Origin of the sequence: Enterovibrio norvegicus FF-33 (assembly GCF_000286835.2) — a bacterium.
GTDB classification, from domain to species: domain Bacteria; phylum Pseudomonadota; class Gammaproteobacteria; order Enterobacterales; family Vibrionaceae; genus Enterovibrio; species Enterovibrio norvegicus_A.
This window is the reverse complement of the sequence record NZ_AJYD02000038.1, coordinates 823,076-840,152: the sequence shown is the minus strand read 5'-3', so window position 1 is coordinate 840,152 and position 17,077 is coordinate 823,076. Positions and strand designations below refer to the sequence as shown.

Genomic DNA, 17,077 nt, shown 5'->3' with positions numbered 1-17,077 from the left:
CACCATGATTGAACGAGGTAACCGACTTGCCCTGTTTCTGCTGCTGACGCCCTTTCTACTTTGGCTGACACTGCTGATCATCTTGCCTCATATGCAGATGTTTTCTATTTCGATTCACGACCGCGCGGTCGGTGGCGCGAAGGTACTGAGTATCGAAAACTACGCCACGTTTTTCAGTGAGCCTCTTTACTGGCGTACCTTTATGCGCACCGCGGTGATGTCCTTGTTAGCAACAGCCCTAACCTTAGTGATCGCCTTTCCAGTCGCCTTTTATATTGCCAAGGTGTGCCAAGGAAAAGCTAAAAGCTTGCTGTTTGTCGCCTGTTTACTGCCATTTTGGGTCAGTGAATTGGTGCGATCTTACGGCTGGATGATCTTGTTACGCGAGTCAGGGTTAGTGAGCGGTTTACTGCAAACCCTTGGCCTTGTTGATCAACCCGTTGAGCTACTATACAACGATGTGACCATCATGGTGGGGTTGGTCTACACCTCCATGTTGTTTATGGTCGTGCCCCTTGTCACCACACTAGACAGCCTTGATAACAGTCTTATTGAAGCGGCCTATGATTTGGGCGGAAGCAGTTGGGATGTAATGCGAGAAGTCGTGATACCCCATGCCATGAGCGGCATTGTGGCTGGGTGCATTGTGGTCTTCATGCTGACGTTAGGTAATTACCTCACCCCAACATTGCTGGGCGGAAAAGACAGCCTGTGGTTTACCGAACAAATATTTACCCAGTTCATCACTCGCTTCAACTGGGAACAAGGCTCTGCGTTCGGCATTTTGCTGCTGGGCATGTCATCACTGATGGTCTGGGGCGGCTTGAAGCTGACTCGACAATCCTTCGTTAAGACAATGGGGTAACAACATGATCCCTTCATTGCCTACCAATAAACGTTTCGCCCGTGCTTATCAGGGATACATTGCCCTTTTCTTCCTTTTTCTGATGCTGCCATTAGTCGTGGTTGCCGTGTTCTCATTTAACGACAGTTTGTTCCCTTCCCTGCCGTGGAACGGGTTCACCATGGATTGGTTTACAGGTACGTCCGAACCTAAAGTGGGCATTTTTCATGACCGAGAACTCACGGACGGCATTGGCGTCAGCTTGTTTGTTGCCATCGCTGTCACCCTGTGTTCACTGACCTTCGCCACCACAAACGCATTCCTTTTTGAGCGGTTTGAATTTCGCTTCAAAGGGTTCTGCTATGTGCTGCTTTTATTGCCATTGGTAATTCCTGGCGTGATTTTAGGCGTGTCGATTCTGCTGATGAGCAGCACCATCGCCAATGGCATTGAAGACAGCATAGGCTGGGATATTGAGTGGATGCGACCGGGACTGGTGCTCGTGGTACTGGGTCAGTTTGCCTTTATCACCACCATTTGTACCTTGGTGATTGCGGCAAGACTGCGCAAATTTGATATCAGCTTAGAAGAGGCTGCGCTGAATCTCGGTGCCACGAAAACAGAAGCCGTGTTTACTATCACCTTACCATTTTTGCGTCCTGCATTGATTGGCGCAGGGATCATTGCGTTTTTAATGTCGTTTGAGAACTTCAACACGACACTGATGCTAGTCGGCTCTGACGCGCCGCTGACCATTGCCATGTTTGATCGCCTGCGAGAAGGTTCAACACCCGTCATTAACGCCGTCTCTTTACTGCTCATGGTCGCATCCGCCATGTTGGCGCTCGCCAGTATCTGGGTATCATCCAGAGGCGATCAAACCAACACCTAGCTAACAACCAACAAGAAGGGGGCCGGGAGCAACCCGCTCTCGGGAGCCCCTTCGTACACCCGCAATCGACAGCCTAAAAGCCTGAACCTGGTTGTTTCAAAAACTCGATTTCTTCTGGAGTCGACTCACGACCCAGTATCATATTGCGGTGCGGATACCGGCCAAAACGGTCGATAATCACTTTATGTTTCAGCTCAAACTCGTAACAGGTTTTCTCTTCCAGGCTATCAAAGAGTTGTACCGATTCTTTATGAACTTCCAATGACTCACTGTGCATGAACGGCATGTACAAAAAAGGACGTTCAACTTCCGTCAACTCTCTATCGAGACCCAGACTTAAGGCTTCTTGTGCTAGCGCTAATGCCATCGGATCTTGCGCAAATGACAACGGCGTATCGCGATACACATTCCGTGAAAACTGATCTAACACGATAATCTCGGCCAAACGACCCTTCGCTGTGTCACGCCAATCCACGAGTTCACATCGTGTAGCCCTTTCTAACACAGGCAAAAAACGTTGCTCAATTTCTTTATCTAAATCAGCATTTTTTACGAACCAATCTTTAGGCGTTAGCTCTTCAAACCAAAACGTAAGAACACGATTAAACATGTCATTCTCCTTTACCCTGATTCCAATAACTTAACGGGTTTCGTCGCTGATTGTGTGACAATTTTTGGGATTCTTGACAGTCATATCGCCAAGCAAACTTCATCTCAATACCTTTTTTATCATCAGGTATAAAACGCGTCGACGAAGCACAAATACGAGTCTGTGATATTTAACGGAAAGTATAGATTGGTGAATCCGGTCTAACGACTCATCAGCTGCAACAAAATGGAAAAAGGAAACCTCATGGACGTCATGGCAAGTTGGGCAACCCACCTTTTGGAAATCAGTGCCGCTCTCTTTATTTTCCTGCTGGGCTGCTTGTTTCTCTGCATCATTTACCTCTACATCCGTGATGTCACTCAAACAAAGCAGGCAATACGACGTAACTATCCTGTCGTAGGACGCTTTCGATATTGGTTCGAACATATGGGGGAATTTTTTCGCCAATATTTCTTCGCACAAGACCGCGATGAACTCCCTTTTAACCGGGCTCAGCGCAGTTGGGTGTATCGCGCAGCCAAAAACATCGACAGCACTGTCGCGTTTGGGTCAACACGCCCATTGAATCAGCCCGGCGATGTCATCTTTCTTAATTGCCCATTTCCAACACTGTCTGAAGATGCAGTGCCTGCCAGTGCTGTCACTATTGGTGAAGGGGTTGCACGCGTCCCCTACACCACTTCAAGCATTTTCAACATCTCCGGCATGAGTTTTGGCGCACTCAGTGTGCCGGCCGTGCTTTCCTTGTCCAAAGGTGCCAAAAAAGCGGGTGTCTGGATGAACACTGGCGAAGGCGGTTTGTCACCGTATCATCTTGAGGGAGGTGCAGATATTGTGTTCCAAATTGGCACGGCTAAATATGGAGTGCGTGATGAAAACGGTGAACTGAGCGACGAAAGGCTCAAAGCCATTGCGGCTCATCAACAAGTACGCATGTTTGAAATCAAAATGAGTCAAGGCGCAAAACCGGGCAAAGGCGGGATCTTACCTGGTAATAAAGTCAGCGCTGAAATTGCAGCCATTCGAGGCATTCTCGAAGGAGAGGATTCCATTAGCCCGAATGGGCACAAAGACATCCGTTGCGTTGATGACTTGCTGGATATGATAGATAGAATCCGCCAAGTTACAGGAAAACCTGTTGGCTTCAAAATGGTACTCGGCGCTTATGGCTGGCTTGACGAGTTAATGCTGACTATTCACAGCCGTGGTATCTCATCTGCGCCAGACTTTATTACCCTTGATTCCGCGGATGGAGGGACAGGTGCCGCGCCGCAGTCGCTGATGGACTTTATGGGCTTACCGATTAAGCGTAGTTTGCCCATGCTTGTTGACAAACTTGAGAGTCATGGGCTCAAACAACGCGTGAAAGTGATTGTTTCGGGTAAATTGGTGAACCCAGCGGAGGTCGCATGGGCAATGTGTATAGGGGCAGATTTTATCACGTCGGCGCGTGGTTTTATGTTCTCACTCGGTTGTATTCAGGCGTTGCAATGCAACAAAAACACCTGCCCAACAGGCATCACTACCCATGACCGAAAGTTACATAAAGGTCTGGTGGTCAGCGACAAAGCCGAGCGTGTTGCACACTACGCAACAAACCTGATGTACGAAGTGGGTGTGATTGCCCGCGCCTGCGGTGTCACCGAGCCCAGAAAACTAAAACGCTTTCACGCCCAACTCATCAACGATCGAGGGTTGCCACAGTCGCTGGATGAATGACATCCATCCGCTTAAAGAAAAGAAGCGCTATCTAGCGCTTCTCTTTTCCCGCCTTCGAGGTCACTTTTCTCACCGATCGGGGCTTGGTGGTTCGCCGTTTATTTTGATTCAAATAGACAGGGAGTTCCGCCAAAGAATCCACCACAATATCCGGCGCTGATTTGCGAATATCAATTCCATAATTATAGCCGTGGCTAACACAAACAACAGAGCAATGAGCAGCTCTGGAAGCATTCACATCATTCACACTCCCACCAACGAGCAAGAGTTGCTCTGGTTTGAGTTGCAGCAAGAGCGCCGCTTCCAACAAGCCATCAGCAGAAGGTTTAGGCTCTTGTAATGCGTCTCGACCTAACACCAGTGAAAAGTGACTACGAATACCTAACACCGTCAGAATCTCATTAGCTTGTGCGGTGGCTTGGTTCGTAACAACCGCCATGGGGATTTTTCGTCGCCTCAGCTGGTGAAGACAAGCTTCAACGCCCTCGAACAAGGACGCACCCTCATGATTACGGCGCTGGTAGGCTTTCATAAAAAGTGCACTGCCGATACGAAACACGGGGTCAGGTACGATTCCATCAATCTTTCGAGAAAGAATACGGTGGACCAACTTATCTGAACCATCTCCAATCCAATCGCGAACATGTTCCGACCTCAAGCTCGGTAAGCGCAAGTCGGACAACATTTCCTCTGCCGCGTGGCAAATGTCGTTTGCGGTATCCACCAAGATACCATCTAACTCAAAAACAACGGCTTTTACCTGTGTTGCTGACAACATAGGTCACTCCAAATGTGATGATTAGTATGAGAGTAACGTTCGCCAGTGCGACTGTTAGGCGTTCGCTGCTTGGGTTAGCCCTTTCTGGTTGAAGACATCGAGGTGTTATTGAATGCACAGCTATTGAGTTAACAAGGACGTTGTGACTGCGAAACATGAGAGCAGCAGTTAGGTGAAATAACGTCGTCTTTCTAATTTAGCAGAGTCGCAGAAAAAGCTAGTAACATCGTTTTACCGCATGATATCTATCTCGTTGATCTTTGTTAGACAGTAAAACATCAACCACCTAGTCAATTGATTTATAAGTGATATTTTTATTATCATATTTTTGTAACTCTTGGCGCCGCACCCAAAACTAGGATCAGTCATTCAAGTCTCATAGCTATTAGCGACCTATTAATGCATTCCTACCGCCCACCACACGCTTTTGCTTAGATTTGTTCAATAAATCAAAGTCAAAGAATGAAATATAGTGATATTAAATCATGAGCTTTGCTTGTCATGATTTCTCTTTCGAGTAAACTGACCGACTTTTTTGACGCAGGAGAGTTTTCATGTTTATCGGCTTCGACTATGGAACCGCAAACTGTTCTGTGGCTGTTATTGAGAATGGCGTACCGCGCCTCCTTCCTCTGGAAGGCGACAGCCCTTTCATCCCCTCGACCCTTTGTGCGCCGACGCGAGAAGCAGTGAGCGAGTATCTTTGGCGTCATTTTTCAATCAAACCCAACGATCCGGTCGGTGAGCAACTATTACGCCGTGCCGTGGCTTTTAATCGTGAAGAAGGGATTGATATCGAACCGGGTGATCTACGTTTTGGTCGCTCAGCGTTAGCGACCTATTTAGAAGATCCTGAAGAGGTTTACTACGTTAAGTCTCCAAAGTCTTTTCTAGGAGCAACGGGGTTGCGCGATGTGCAAGTCAGTTTCTTTGAAGATCTGGTGTGCGCAATGATGGCTAACATCAAGCAACAAGCAGAAGCCAATCTACAGAATGACATTTTGCAGGCTGTGATTGGCCGCCCAGTGAACTTTCAAGGAAGCGGCGGTGAAAAAGCCAACCAACAGGCAGAATCAATTCTTACTGCCGCCGCCAAACGCGCCGGATTTAAAGACGTGCTATTCCAATTTGAACCCGTTGCCGCAGGTTTGGAATATGAAAGCACACTGAGACAAGACAGCACTGTTTTAGTGGTCGATATTGGTGGTGGCACCACAGACTGTAGCTTGATTCAGATGGGTCCAAGCTGGAGGAACCAAGAAGATCGCCACGCTTCGTTGCTGGGACACTCGGGGTGTCGTGTCGGTGGGAACGACCTTGATATTCATTTGGCATTTGATCAACTCATGCCGCTGTTTGGCAAAGGTTCAACCCTGCAACGCGGTATTGATATGCCCGTGACACAGTTTTGGAATCCCATAGCAATCAACAATGTTGTCGCTCAGTCCGATTTCTATGCCTCTGCCAATCGCAAAGTACTAGAACAACTCATGCGTGATGCCAGCGAACCTGAAAAGATCGCACGTTTGATTAACGTGCATAGAGAAACGTTGGGTTATCAAATCGTTCGTGGCGCAGAAGAAGCGAAGATTTTGCTTTCAGAGCAACCTACCACGCAAGTGACGCTACCCATGGTTGGTGAGCAACTGAATGTTGATATCAACACAGAACAGTTAGCAGATGCGATAGTGAAACCCGTGACTAAGATTACCGAATTGGTGACCGAGGCATTGGCGCAAGCACAAATCAAGCCTGATGCCATTTTCATGACAGGTGGTAGTGCGCGATCTCCGATTTTACGTGCGTTGCTTGAAACAACGTTACCAGGTGTACCTATCGTCGCTGGTGACTATTTTGGTTCTGTAACATCAGGTCTTGCCCGCCACGCTGCTGCGCGATTTGCGTAAAAAAAGACAATGTCAGAAAGGCATAAAGAAATCCACCTACCTGAGTTGTCTCCATCATAGGGACATGTTCAGGTAGGTGTTCGTCAATGCGGACGAATTGTTCAATCGGTGATACTTCACTCAGATTGACATCAGCGAGAAAAGGCAGTGGATTGCTGATAAAACACTCACTCATAGTAGCTACTATTGAGTGGAGTGTTATTTATTACATAGAGAGGGGAAAATAGCGCGAAGAGAGCCATTTTGTGCGGCACACTTCTAAAGTTCTAATCGATAAGATAGTGATTAACCGCAGAAAAGCACATCGCTATTCCATTAATGACGGCACCTCAGCGACACAATCAGACAGTTTTACATCAAATTCCGTAATAAACTCGCCTACCATGTCAAAATAGCGATAGCGAAACACCACATCATTTTCAAACAACATAACTGCTTGCCGAGCCCTGCAGGTGTTTTTCACCACCAGCGGCGGCACGACCTGACGAAAATACTGAATATCAATGTCTTCTACCACATCATCAACAATTGTATGGTCAAGACGCAGCAAACGACCTTCTCCCTCTTGCGAGACCGAGTCTAGCCTCGTTCCATTATCGACCATAACGGGGACATCACGATTGATGCGTATCTCAGCGGCTTTAACAAATGAAGGAGCCGCGTCATACATCGCATCTTGCCGGATCAACCCATAGGAGAGCATACAGTAGTCAATACCAGTTCCCCCCGTTGATGCCTGAGCAGGCGATACGTCACATTGACGCTCTACCGCTTCAACATCTTGTTGCGTGACTAACGTTCCGTTTACCGCCATCCAATCGGATGAAATACCAGAGCAACCGACCAGTAGCAACACGGTCAATGATCCAATTGTTCGTCTCAAATACATTCCTTACTGGTTAGTGTCGATGCAGTTCCTCAATGCCACGTACATCAACAAAGTCAGTGTCTCTAAATCAACGTTTGATTGTGTCATCACAACATGAATTTTCAGGGATAACTTTGAGAAGCCACCAATATTCCAACATTATTAGCATAAACACCCGCCCAATGCTTTCTTCTCAAACACACTCAAAAAGAACAGATATCAATACACGGAAAATTATTTAGCCATGCTATTCATCAACAACATCACCTCAATCAGTAAGCCCATCATTTCCAGACTGATATCCCATGAAAAAAACGATGAGGCTATTTTCCATTAGAACACATAACATATTCCGACATAAAAACCGTATTCACACTTTCATCTCCAAAGCAATAACCATACATAAGTTCATAAGGGGTCATCATAATCACTCACCTCGTTAATGTGACGACACATAAAGTTAACATTTCAATTTTTTACATTTGTTACAAACTTAATGAGATTCGAGTCGCACTGTTGTAAAAATGAGACATGAATCAAATTTTCTGTAACCAATTGATTTATAGTGACTTAAACACAGGAATTGTTTCAATAAATGACAGAATTTGTCAAAGTGTGACATTGCTTTAAAAATTTAACCTCTTATTATCCTCCCTGTCAGTTGCCTAGAAAATAAGAGAAATTAGAACATGATTGAATTAAGCGTTGTTATTCCCACCTACAATCGTCGCGAATTGCTGTCACATACTTTAAATGCGTTGGCAGAACAAACACTGCCTTCAGATTCCTTTGAGGTCATTATTATTGATGATGGTGGCTGCGACGATTCTGAAGCCATTGTTCAATCTTTTTCAAAAAAATTAAATGTGAAATATTTCTGGCAGGAAGATAAAGGCTTTCGCGCCGGGAAAGCCAGAAACGTAGGCACCGCAATTGCTGAAGGGAAATATGTTGTCTACCTAGACACGGGCGTGTTGCTTGCGACAGGTGCACTGGAAGAACATTTGTTCCGCCACAAAGTCTCTACACACCCTATTGCTATTGTTGGCTATGTTTACGGCTTCGATCTTGATGAAGAAGGTGTAAAGAAAATGGAATCGGTTATTAGCCCTAATAACGTAGATGCTATTTTGCGTGAGTTAGACAAGCAAGGCATGCATGATATTCGCCAATCACAATACGATGACCTGGGCCAAAATATCAGTGATTGGCCAGCGCCTTTCGATCTATTTTGGACATGCCACGTTTCTGCTGAGCGCGAAGAATTAATCAAAGCCGGTATGTTTGATGAACGCTTTAACAGCTGGGGTGGTGAAGATGTCGATTTAGGTGTACGCCTGTTCCGAAACAACAACATGTTCATCGTCGACAAATCCATGGCGTCTTTTCACTGGCCGCATCCGAAAGAAGTCAAAGACACCAGTGATAGCTCAAAAAGCGCCGCCGAACTCATCCATAGCAAATACAATATCTGGCAAACCAGTTATTACAATCTAGATCATGAGATCAATGATTTACCGCTCAACAAGTTGATCAAAGTAATGAAAACCAGCCCCAATTATCCAATGGCTGACAACTCGCTGTACACCGCCAAGCGTAAAGCCTCACCCGACACCACCGTAGAAGCATAAGGAGTCAGTTTATGCCTTGTGTTTACGAGAATATTTTCCCTGTTTCAAACGGCATGACCATCGAGGATGCTAAGGCCGTTTATCGCGATCAGATGAATTTCCACAAGGAAGCGACTTTTGTTGGCGAACCACACATTGCGTTTACTTTGGCGAGAGACTCAGACGACTATCAGCGTGATGTGCAGTTTTCTTTGATCGACAAAGCCAGTTTCAACAATGCCATCACTGTGGGTGAAGGCACGGTTATCTATTCAGACGATAACCTTGCTTTTGAAAACCGCCCCGTTCGTCTAACCGTGGTGCAAGTTAACGACCAACCACCAGGAAAAATCACCATCGGAAAGGGTGTCGTGATGCAGGGTACGGCTGTCGTCTCATATCAAGAAGTCGAGATTGGGGACAAGGTACTGTTTGGCCCACAAGTCACCATCATGGACAGTAGCGGTCACCCTGTCACAGGGCGCTGGGGTAATGACGATGCCGCGCGAACGCGAAGTGCAAAGGTCACGATCAAAGACAATGCTTGGCTCGGTATGGGGGTCACTATTTTGAAAGGTGTCACCATCGGACACAATGCAGTGATCGGTGCTAACAGTGTTGTCTACCAAGATGTGCCAGATAACTGCATCGCCATGGGCAACCCTGCTCAAATAGTTAAACAGTTAGACATCGCGCCTTAACCTCACTCGCAGATCCTCCTATTCCGTCAAACTGAAGACGAACGCCTTCAAAATAACGGGAGGATCTGCTCGTTCTCTCCAACATGGATTGTTTCATGTCTTTATATGCCCGTTTTATCGCGCCTCTATCAAGCTACAAAAGCTTGATCGCGCTGGCACTACCCGTCGCATTACAAACCGCTATTTTTTCGAGCAAAAGCACCGTCGATACCCTGATGTTAGGCTCTTTGAGTGAGCTAGATATCGCTGCCATTGGTCTTGCAGCAAAAGCACAAATGATCATCACCTTTTTCATTATTGGTTTGAGTATCGGTGGCGGTCAAATTGCCGCGCAGTGCTTTGGCATGAAGAGCGAAGACGGACAGCGAAAGCTCCACACAACGGTGTTCATTACCTTGCTGCTGAGTGTTAGCACCGCCCTGCTGTTTTTCATTATATTGTTCTTCTTCCCCAGTCAATTAATGTCACTGGGAAGCCAATCTGCAGACATCATTGGTAAAGGGTCTGACTACCTACAAACTATCGCGATCAGTCTCTTTTGTTTTGCTTATGCATCGAGTATTGCCAGTGGATTGCGCGCCATGCACCAACCTGGTATCGCAACAAAAATCAGCTTGATCGGTGTGGCGCTGAACCTTGTCTTCAACTGGATACTCATCTTCGGTCACTTTGGCTTTCCAGCGATGGGCATCAAAGGGGCGGCGTTGGGAACCGTGTTCAGTGCAGTGATTGAGTGTGTCGCTCTTTACCTTTACTTGCGCGCTAAAACACACCCTCTGACTCATTTTCGTCTTCACCATTTCAACGCCCTTCGCCGCCAAGATGTCATTTTAGTGGCACGTCTTTCTGCAACCGCAGCGTTAAATAGCGTGGTTTGGGCTGCGGGACTATTCGCCTTCCACGCGATCCTTGGTTATAGCGATCCGAACCTGTTGGTTGCGTTGTCCGTACTTGCACCTTTGGAGGCGCTCGCGATGTCTTTACTTATTGGCTTGGCGACAGCGGGTTCGATTATAGTGGGCAACTTGGTGGGTGCAAACGAGCACGAAAAATTGCCACTCGCCGTTCGTCGACACGTCATATTCAGTGGCGTGATTGGTATCGTCACAGCGGTAATTTTGTCGTTGCTGGAAGCGCCGTTGCTCTCACTGTTCTTCCATTCTGATTTACCGTCAGAAGCCGAATATCTCACGTCATCACTGTTCGATATCATGGCTGCCTCTTTGGTGATCAAAAGCATCTCAATGATGCTCATAGTGGGCGTACTTCGCGCAGGTGGAGATGCCAATTTCTGCTTGGTGACTGATGTGCTCGCACAGTGGGTCTTCTTGTTGCCTTGTGCGTTCTGGCTGACTCATGTACTCGGGTTCCCACCCGTGTATTTGTTTGGTTTGATCATAGTGGAAGAAACACTCAAAGCACTGGTTTGCTACTGGCGACTCAATAGTGGAAAGTGGGTTAAGAACTTGGCATCTAGCTTAAGTTAACATCGGCTTAAACTAACCGAGCGCTATCAGGAAATTCCATAAAAAAGCCCGCTTACAATGAGCGGGCTCTCTATCAATGTTTCACCAGGGGCATCAGCGAGAAGATGTTAGCTCATCGACCAGAACGCGGCTTCACGTTGTCCCAAGGGCTGCTTCCGCGACCTGAGCGATCATTGTTACTTGCTACAGAAGGCTTGTCACTGCGAGATTTGTCAGCACCATGACGCGAGCGGCTGTCATTTGAACGACCATCTGAACGTGCGTTTTCGCTACGTCCTGCGTTGCTGCGAGGCTGACGGTTTTTCGGGGAGCTGCTCTTTGATGAACTGTTTTTTGTCGCCAAGTGCTTTGGCTTAAAGTTCAGCACTGAAATAGGCACTGGATTACGTGGTTCAAACCCTTCAATAACACGACGCTCAATCAAATGGCCTAAGCGGCTTTCAATCATGCACAGGTTTTTGAAATCGTCTTTCGACAAGAAAGTGATCGCTTCACCCTTCGCGCCTGCACGCCCTGTACGACCAATACGGTGAATGTAGTCGTCAGCTGGGAATGGCAAATCGTAGTTAACCACTCGGGTCAGCTCTTCGATATCAATACCACGAGAGGCAACACCCGTTGCAACTAAGTATTTCAGTGCACCAGATTTAAAGTCTTCCAACAACTGCTCACGAACCGCTTGGCTGCGACCGCTGTGGAATGACTCGGCAGGAATACCGCGTTTACCTAACTGTTCCACCAACTTGGCAGCGCCATGTTTGGTTTCTAAGAAGATCAGGGCTTGGTCCCATTTCTGCTCGATGATCAAATGGCTCAACAGCGCAGATTTTTTGTCTTTATCAACCGTGGTTAGCCACTGCGTAATCTCTGGCTTGCTTTGCGAATCCGCGGTTGAAAGTTCAACGGGGTTTGGCACAGCAGTTTTTGCCAGCATGCGGATTTTGTCAGACAAGGTTGCGGAAAACAGCAAGTTCTGACGATCAACAGGCAAACGCTCGATGATCTTGTTGATATCCTCGATGAAGCCCATGTCCAACATGCGATCGGCTTCATCAAGAACCAAAATTTCAATTTCGTCGAAGTGAACGGCGCGTTGCGCGTACATGTCTAGCAAACGGCCTGGTGTTGCAACCAGAATATCGACGCCTTCAATCAAACGCTGTTTCTGTGCAGCGATTTCTTTACCGCCATACATAGCCAATGTAGTCAGTGGTAAGTTCTTTGCGTACTGCTCTGCATTCTTTTCTACCTGTGCCGCCAACTCACGTGTTGGTGCAAGGATTAACGCACGTACACGTTTTTTACGCTGGGTCTCACCACGGCTCAATATCTCAAGAATTGGCAATACAAAGCCTGCTGTTTTACCCGTACCGGTTTGTGCTGCGGCTAGCAGGTTCTTACCTTTTAAAATCACAGGAATGGCTTTTTCCTGGATCGGCGTTGGGGTTTCATACCCAAGTTCAGTGACGGCAGAAACAATCGGCAGGCTTAAGCCCAGCTTAGAGAATGGCATGAGAAATCTCGGCGTAAAAAGAAAAGACAACAAGTATGGCAGATAGCAACGCCACAAAGGGCGCGCATTCTAGCACGAGTGGTTCAAAAAGCAGAGCAATGTCTGTGCAGGTCAATTTACGCATTGGCAAGGCGATGTTGAAGCATCACTCAAGCCATGATTTTCTCTATCATTTGCTCGCATTCCTTTTGCGTGGCATAGCGTGGAACGGGATAATTCCACTTCGCCTCTTGAATAGCATTTTTGGCGATGATTGCCACATCCGACGTTTGAATTTCCGCCAGTGTTTTTGGCAACGATAAAGCGTCTTGCAATGATACTATATAGGTAATAAAAGCATGTGCATTGGTCGCATCATCCCATGTTGCATCACCTACCCCGGCCATGTGCGCCAGATCAGCCATTCGTGATGTCGCGCTCGGCAATGAAAATCTCAACACATGAGGCAACGCCAAAGCATTGGCGAGGCCATGAGGTGTACCGTATTTGGCACCAAGATTATGTGCAATCGCATGGGTGTAACCCAAACTGGCTTTGGTGAACGCCAGCCCAGCATAGTACGACGCCATGGCCATATTGAGCCTCACCTTCAGCGACTGGCCATCTTTGTAGGCGGAAACAAGATTTTGACTGATGAGTTTTATTGCGGCATTGGCATACCCGTCGGTTTCGGTTGTCGCGTTCACAGACAAGTAGGCTTCAACTGCATGCGTTAACGCATCCATTCCTGTTGCCGCGGTAATATGCGGTGGGAGCCCCGTCATTAAAACGGGATCGAGCGCAGCCATCATTGGGACCAACTTGGGATCCATCAAGGGCGTTTTTTGATGGGTAAATGGGTCTGATATCACCGCGGCAACTGTTACCTCTGAACCTGTGCCTGCCGTGGTTGGAATAACAAACAATGGAGCAGGTGTTCGCCACACTCTCAAGATTCCGGCCAATTTTCGAATCGATTTTTTATTGGTCACACGCGCAGCAATCACTTTGGCGCAATCCATTGGCGAGCCACCGCCAATCGCTAAAATGCCCGCGCACTGTTCGCGAAAATATATGTCTCGACCTTCTTCGGCCATGGGGTAGGTGGGATCAGGCGTGACACTGGCATAGCGAACAAAGCTCACGCCAAAACGTGATAAATGCGCCTCCACTTTATCGACTATCCCCACATCGACTAAAGGCTGGTCGGTCACTATCAGCAACTTGCCGAGATTCATCAACCCAATGGCTTCGCACAATTGCTCGGTACTGTCAGCGCCAGTAAACAACGTAGGGCGCGGGATAGAGATCACCCTCGCCGCGACCTTCAGCGCTTTCATATAGCCTTTAAAGAAAAACAACGACGGTTGCCCCATGGTAATGCTACCTCTGGTGAACGGTAGTAACAGCCTAGGCAACAGACGGGGTCGCATCTAGCTTTTTCCTTTCAAAAACAGCGATTCATCACGATGCGTGGTCAATATTTCTTCGGCTGATATACTCATGGCTTCCAACACTACCCGTCAGAGGAAGACCATGGGACAGACCACCAAATCACTCAACGAAAAACAGATCGCGTTTATCGAAAAGCAAAAGCTCTATTTTGTGGGTACTGCTGCACCAACCGGAACGGTGAATATGTCGCCTAAAGGGGGCGATTCTCTGCGTGTGATCGACAGTAAAACGCTGGCGTGGTTGAACCTGACGGGCAGTGGCAATGAATCCGCCGCTCATGTTTTACAAGACCCGCGCATGACTGTGATGTTTTGTGCTTTCGAAGGGGCTCCTTTGATCCTTCGTGCCTATGGCACTGCGCGAGCCATCCATCGCAATGATCCTGAGTGGGCAATTTACAGCGTCCTTTTTCCTGAAAGCATCGCATCGCGACAGATCTTCTTGCTTGATATCGATATGGTGCAAGCATCATGCGGCATGTCAGTCCCCTTCTTTCGTTACGAAAGCGATCGTGATGAACTGGATAAATGGTCAGCCAAACAAGGCGAGCACGGTATTCAAAGATACTGGCTCAAAAAAAACCAAACCAGCTTGGACGGCTTTGAATCGCAGATCGCCGAGAAATCGGGCTTAAAGATCGACGAATAACAATCGACGATTGATAAAAATATAAAAAGGAGGAGTGAATACATCACGCCTCCTTTTTCATTGTGATTTTAACCAATGAGGCTTACCACGCCATTTCGCCAGTGTGCACTTTCGCACTAAGATCCAGCGAAGACGGCTCTACCGCGTCAGGGTATAACTTGGTCATTTTCTCAATCAATGTTTTACTGTCTTTACTGCTCTTTTTCGCTTCAACAAAATCAGTGATGTATGAGAGTGAATACTCAATCGCGTCGGCATTCAAAGAAGTGTCCGCTGCCATGTGACCTGGTACCACCACCTCAGGTTTCAGTGCCTGCATTTTTTTCAGTTGAGCAGTCCACGCTGCCAGTTCCGCGTCTGTTTGCGTATCTGCCATCCAACCATGCATGTCACCGAATACACCTACGTTACCCAATACCGCTTTGTTAGCAGGTAGCCATAAATATGGGCGGTGTGCCAGTGCGCCTTCCGTCCCCTTGATTTCGATCGGCGTGCCATTCACTGAGAATGAGGAGGCAGTAACCGCTTCTGGAACAATTGGTTTCACAGGGGCATTGGCGCCCATTTTTGGCCCCCAAAATGCCACTTTCCCAGCCAATTTCTTCTCAATCACTTTCTTCACAGCAGGCGTTGTGATGATCTCAGCATTGGGAAAGAACTGATGAATCACTTCTGCACCGAAATAGTAATCCGGATCTGCCTGACTAATAAAAATGGTTTTCAGTTCTTTGCCTGAGTCCAGCACCTTAGCTGCGATGCGTAGGGCATCAGCGCGAGTAAAACCAGTGTCGATCAGTGCCGCTTCGGTTTCTCCATACACTAGGGTAGATGTCACCAAAAAGCTGTTTTCATCGCCATGATAGACATCCAGTGTCAATGGCGCCGTGTCAGCTGCGAACGTTTGACCGGCAAGTAGCGTTGTCAAAAGTGCGATACGTGTTTTCATCATTGTTCTCCAAAAGAGTGTATTTTAATTTTCTTGTCGGAGACTAGATTAGTGAATTGACCTGCTTGGAAAAACAGCAAATACTGAGCAATATTGTTTCTTATATCGAGCTAATCATGGATAGGATCACTGCTGCAAAGGTGTTTATTGATGTGTCGAAAACCGGAAGCTTTACCGCAAGCGCCGACCGCTTAGACATGTCACGCCCTATGGTGACGCGATACATTGAAACCATGGAAAATTGGTTGGAAACACGCCTGCTGAATCGCACCACACGTCAAGTGTCTCTGACTTCAGCCGGTGAGCGATACCTTGATCACATTGAACAACTCGTTGATCAGGCGGAATCGCTCTCTTTCCTTAATACGACTCATGGTGAATTAACAGGAACAGTGCGCATTGCCGTCTCCATGTCATTTGGCCATGCGCAGCTCGTTCCCGCGTTGAAAACCTTCATGGCGGACAACCCTCGTGTCATCATCGACATGGACTTACGAGACACAACCAACGATTTGACCCACGATCGTATCGATCTCGCCATTCGCATTTCATCCAACCCCGATCCCTCTTTGATAGGAAAGCCTATCGCAGTTTGTGAATCCGTCTTGGTCGCTTCTCCGTCATATATCGATAGCCATGCACCGATCACATGCCCTTCCGACCTGTCGACACATCAGTGTCTTGGTTATAGAAACTTCGCGCACCACGTATGGCATTTGCAAAACGGCGAATTGAGCGAATCAATCGATATCCAATGCCAACTTACGGCGAATGAAGCGACAGCATTGTTATACGGCTCAATAGAAGGGATGGGGATTTCAATGCAACCAACTTACTTGGCGGAGAAATATATTCAGTCTGGTGAGCTTGTTCCAATTCTGGGTGAATGGAAGCCGCAAGACATGCAGATTTACGTTCTTTACCCATCGAGAAAAAACATGGCTCCCGCAGTTAGAGCAGTGATTGACTACCTGAGCGACTATTTTCAATTCTTAGGTAAAAAGTGATAATCGATCCAACACGTCACTTGTTGGCATTTCTCATAATAAAAGCCAACAGGTCGAATTTGCTTTGGCAATATGACCTCAAAATACATTTAAAATAAAAAACAAAAGGCTAG

At 47.2% G+C, this 17,077-nt stretch carries 15 protein-coding genes; 9 read left to right on the top strand and 6 right to left on the bottom strand.

The window, feature by feature from the left end:
• Positions 1 to 4 precede the first annotated feature (4 nt).
• Together A1OO_RS11955 and A1OO_RS11950 are read left to right on the top strand one after the other, a co-directional pair.
• Positions 5 to 865, top strand: a complete 861-nt coding sequence (locus A1OO_RS11955) for an ABC transporter permease (protein WP_016962450.1) — start codon at positions 5 to 7, stop codon at positions 863 to 865.
• A 4-nt stretch (positions 866 to 869) separates the two neighbouring features.
• Complete coding sequence (locus A1OO_RS11950) at positions 870 to 1,736, top strand: ABC transporter permease (protein WP_016962451.1); 867 nt, start codon at positions 870 to 872, stop codon at positions 1,734 to 1,736.
• A gap of 73 nt (positions 1,737 to 1,809) precedes the next feature.
• Here the strand turns inward: A1OO_RS11950 and A1OO_RS11945 are convergent, their stop codons facing one another.
• Positions 1,810 to 2,346: a DUF924 family protein gene (locus A1OO_RS11945; RefSeq protein ID WP_016962452.1), complete on the bottom strand. Its 537-nt coding sequence runs from the start codon at positions 2,344 to 2,346 to the stop codon at positions 1,810 to 1,812.
• Between the two features lie 243 nt (positions 2,347 to 2,589).
• Here A1OO_RS11945 and A1OO_RS11940 point away from each other — a divergent pair, with 243 nt between their 5' ends.
• Positions 2,590 to 4,065 carry an FMN-binding glutamate synthase family protein gene (locus tag A1OO_RS11940; protein ID WP_017003171.1) on the top strand — a complete coding sequence of 492 codons (1,476 nt, stop codon included), beginning with the start codon at positions 2,590 to 2,592 and terminating at the stop codon, positions 4,063 to 4,065.
• 31 nt (positions 4,066 to 4,096) lie between these two features.
• Here the strand turns inward: A1OO_RS11940 and A1OO_RS11935 are convergent, their stop codons facing one another.
• Positions 4,097 to 4,843, bottom strand: coding sequence for an HAD hydrolase-like protein (locus tag A1OO_RS11935; protein ID WP_017003170.1), 747 nt, complete (start codon positions 4,841 to 4,843; stop codon positions 4,097 to 4,099).
• A 554-nt stretch (positions 4,844 to 5,397) separates the two neighbouring features.
• Here A1OO_RS11935 and yegD point away from each other — a divergent pair.
• The gene (gene yegD / locus A1OO_RS11930) at positions 5,398 to 6,750 is read left to right on the top strand and encodes a molecular chaperone (protein ID WP_017003169.1); all 1,353 of its coding nucleotides are present in this window, start codon (positions 5,398 to 5,400) and stop codon (positions 6,748 to 6,750) included.
• 307 nt (positions 6,751 to 7,057) lie between these two features.
• On the opposite strand, the gene A1OO_RS11925 is transcribed toward yegD, so the two are convergent.
• Positions 7,058 to 7,633, bottom strand: coding sequence for a hypothetical protein (locus A1OO_RS11925; RefSeq protein WP_241819104.1), 576 nt, complete (start codon positions 7,631 to 7,633; stop codon positions 7,058 to 7,060).
• Between the two features lie 674 nt (positions 7,634 to 8,307).
• Between A1OO_RS11925 and A1OO_RS11920 the strand changes: the two genes are divergently transcribed.
• From A1OO_RS11920 to A1OO_RS11910, 3 genes are all read left to right on the top strand, one after another.
• Positions 8,308 to 9,249: a glycosyltransferase gene (locus A1OO_RS11920; protein ID WP_017003167.1), complete on the top strand. Its 942-nt coding sequence runs from the start codon at positions 8,308 to 8,310 to the stop codon at positions 9,247 to 9,249.
• 11 nt (positions 9,250 to 9,260) lie between these two features.
• Entirely contained in the window at positions 9,261 to 9,929 is a 669-nt protein-coding gene (locus A1OO_RS11915) for an acyltransferase (RefSeq protein WP_016962458.1), read from the top strand.
• Positions 9,930 to 10,024: 95 nt separating this feature from the next.
• Positions 10,025 to 11,416 (top strand): MATE family efflux transporter, encoded by a 1,392-nt coding sequence (locus A1OO_RS11910; RefSeq protein WP_017003166.1) that lies wholly within the window; start codon positions 10,025 to 10,027, stop codon positions 11,414 to 11,416.
• A 112-nt stretch (positions 11,417 to 11,528) separates the two neighbouring features.
• Here the strand turns inward: A1OO_RS11910 and A1OO_RS11905 are convergent, their stop codons facing one another.
• Complete coding sequence (locus A1OO_RS11905) at positions 11,529 to 12,929, bottom strand: DEAD/DEAH box helicase (protein ID WP_016962460.1); 1,401 nt, start codon at positions 12,927 to 12,929, stop codon at positions 11,529 to 11,531.
• Positions 12,930 to 13,078: 149 nt separating this feature from the next.
• On the bottom strand, positions 13,079 to 14,284 hold the full coding sequence (locus A1OO_RS11900; RefSeq protein ID WP_026023832.1) for an iron-containing alcohol dehydrogenase: 1,206 nt from the start codon (positions 14,282 to 14,284) through the stop codon (positions 13,079 to 13,081).
• A gap of 160 nt (positions 14,285 to 14,444) precedes the next feature.
• On the opposite strand from A1OO_RS11900, the gene A1OO_RS11895 reads away from it, so the two are divergent.
• Positions 14,445 to 15,011, top strand: a complete 567-nt coding sequence (locus A1OO_RS11895; protein WP_016962463.1) for a pyridoxamine 5'-phosphate oxidase family protein — start codon at positions 14,445 to 14,447, stop codon at positions 15,009 to 15,011.
• A gap of 82 nt (positions 15,012 to 15,093) precedes the next feature.
• On the opposite strand, the gene A1OO_RS11890 is transcribed toward A1OO_RS11895, so the two are convergent.
• Positions 15,094 to 15,957 carry an MBL fold metallo-hydrolase gene (locus A1OO_RS11890; protein ID WP_016962464.1) on the bottom strand — a complete coding sequence of 288 codons (864 nt, stop codon included), beginning with the start codon at positions 15,955 to 15,957 and terminating at the stop codon, positions 15,094 to 15,096.
• A gap of 116 nt (positions 15,958 to 16,073) precedes the next feature.
• Between A1OO_RS11890 and A1OO_RS11885 the strand changes: the two genes are divergently transcribed.
• On the top strand, positions 16,074 to 16,964 hold the full coding sequence (locus tag A1OO_RS11885) for a LysR family transcriptional regulator (protein WP_016962465.1): 891 nt from the start codon (positions 16,074 to 16,076) through the stop codon (positions 16,962 to 16,964).
• The last annotated feature ends 113 nt before the right edge of the window (positions 16,965 to 17,077 follow it).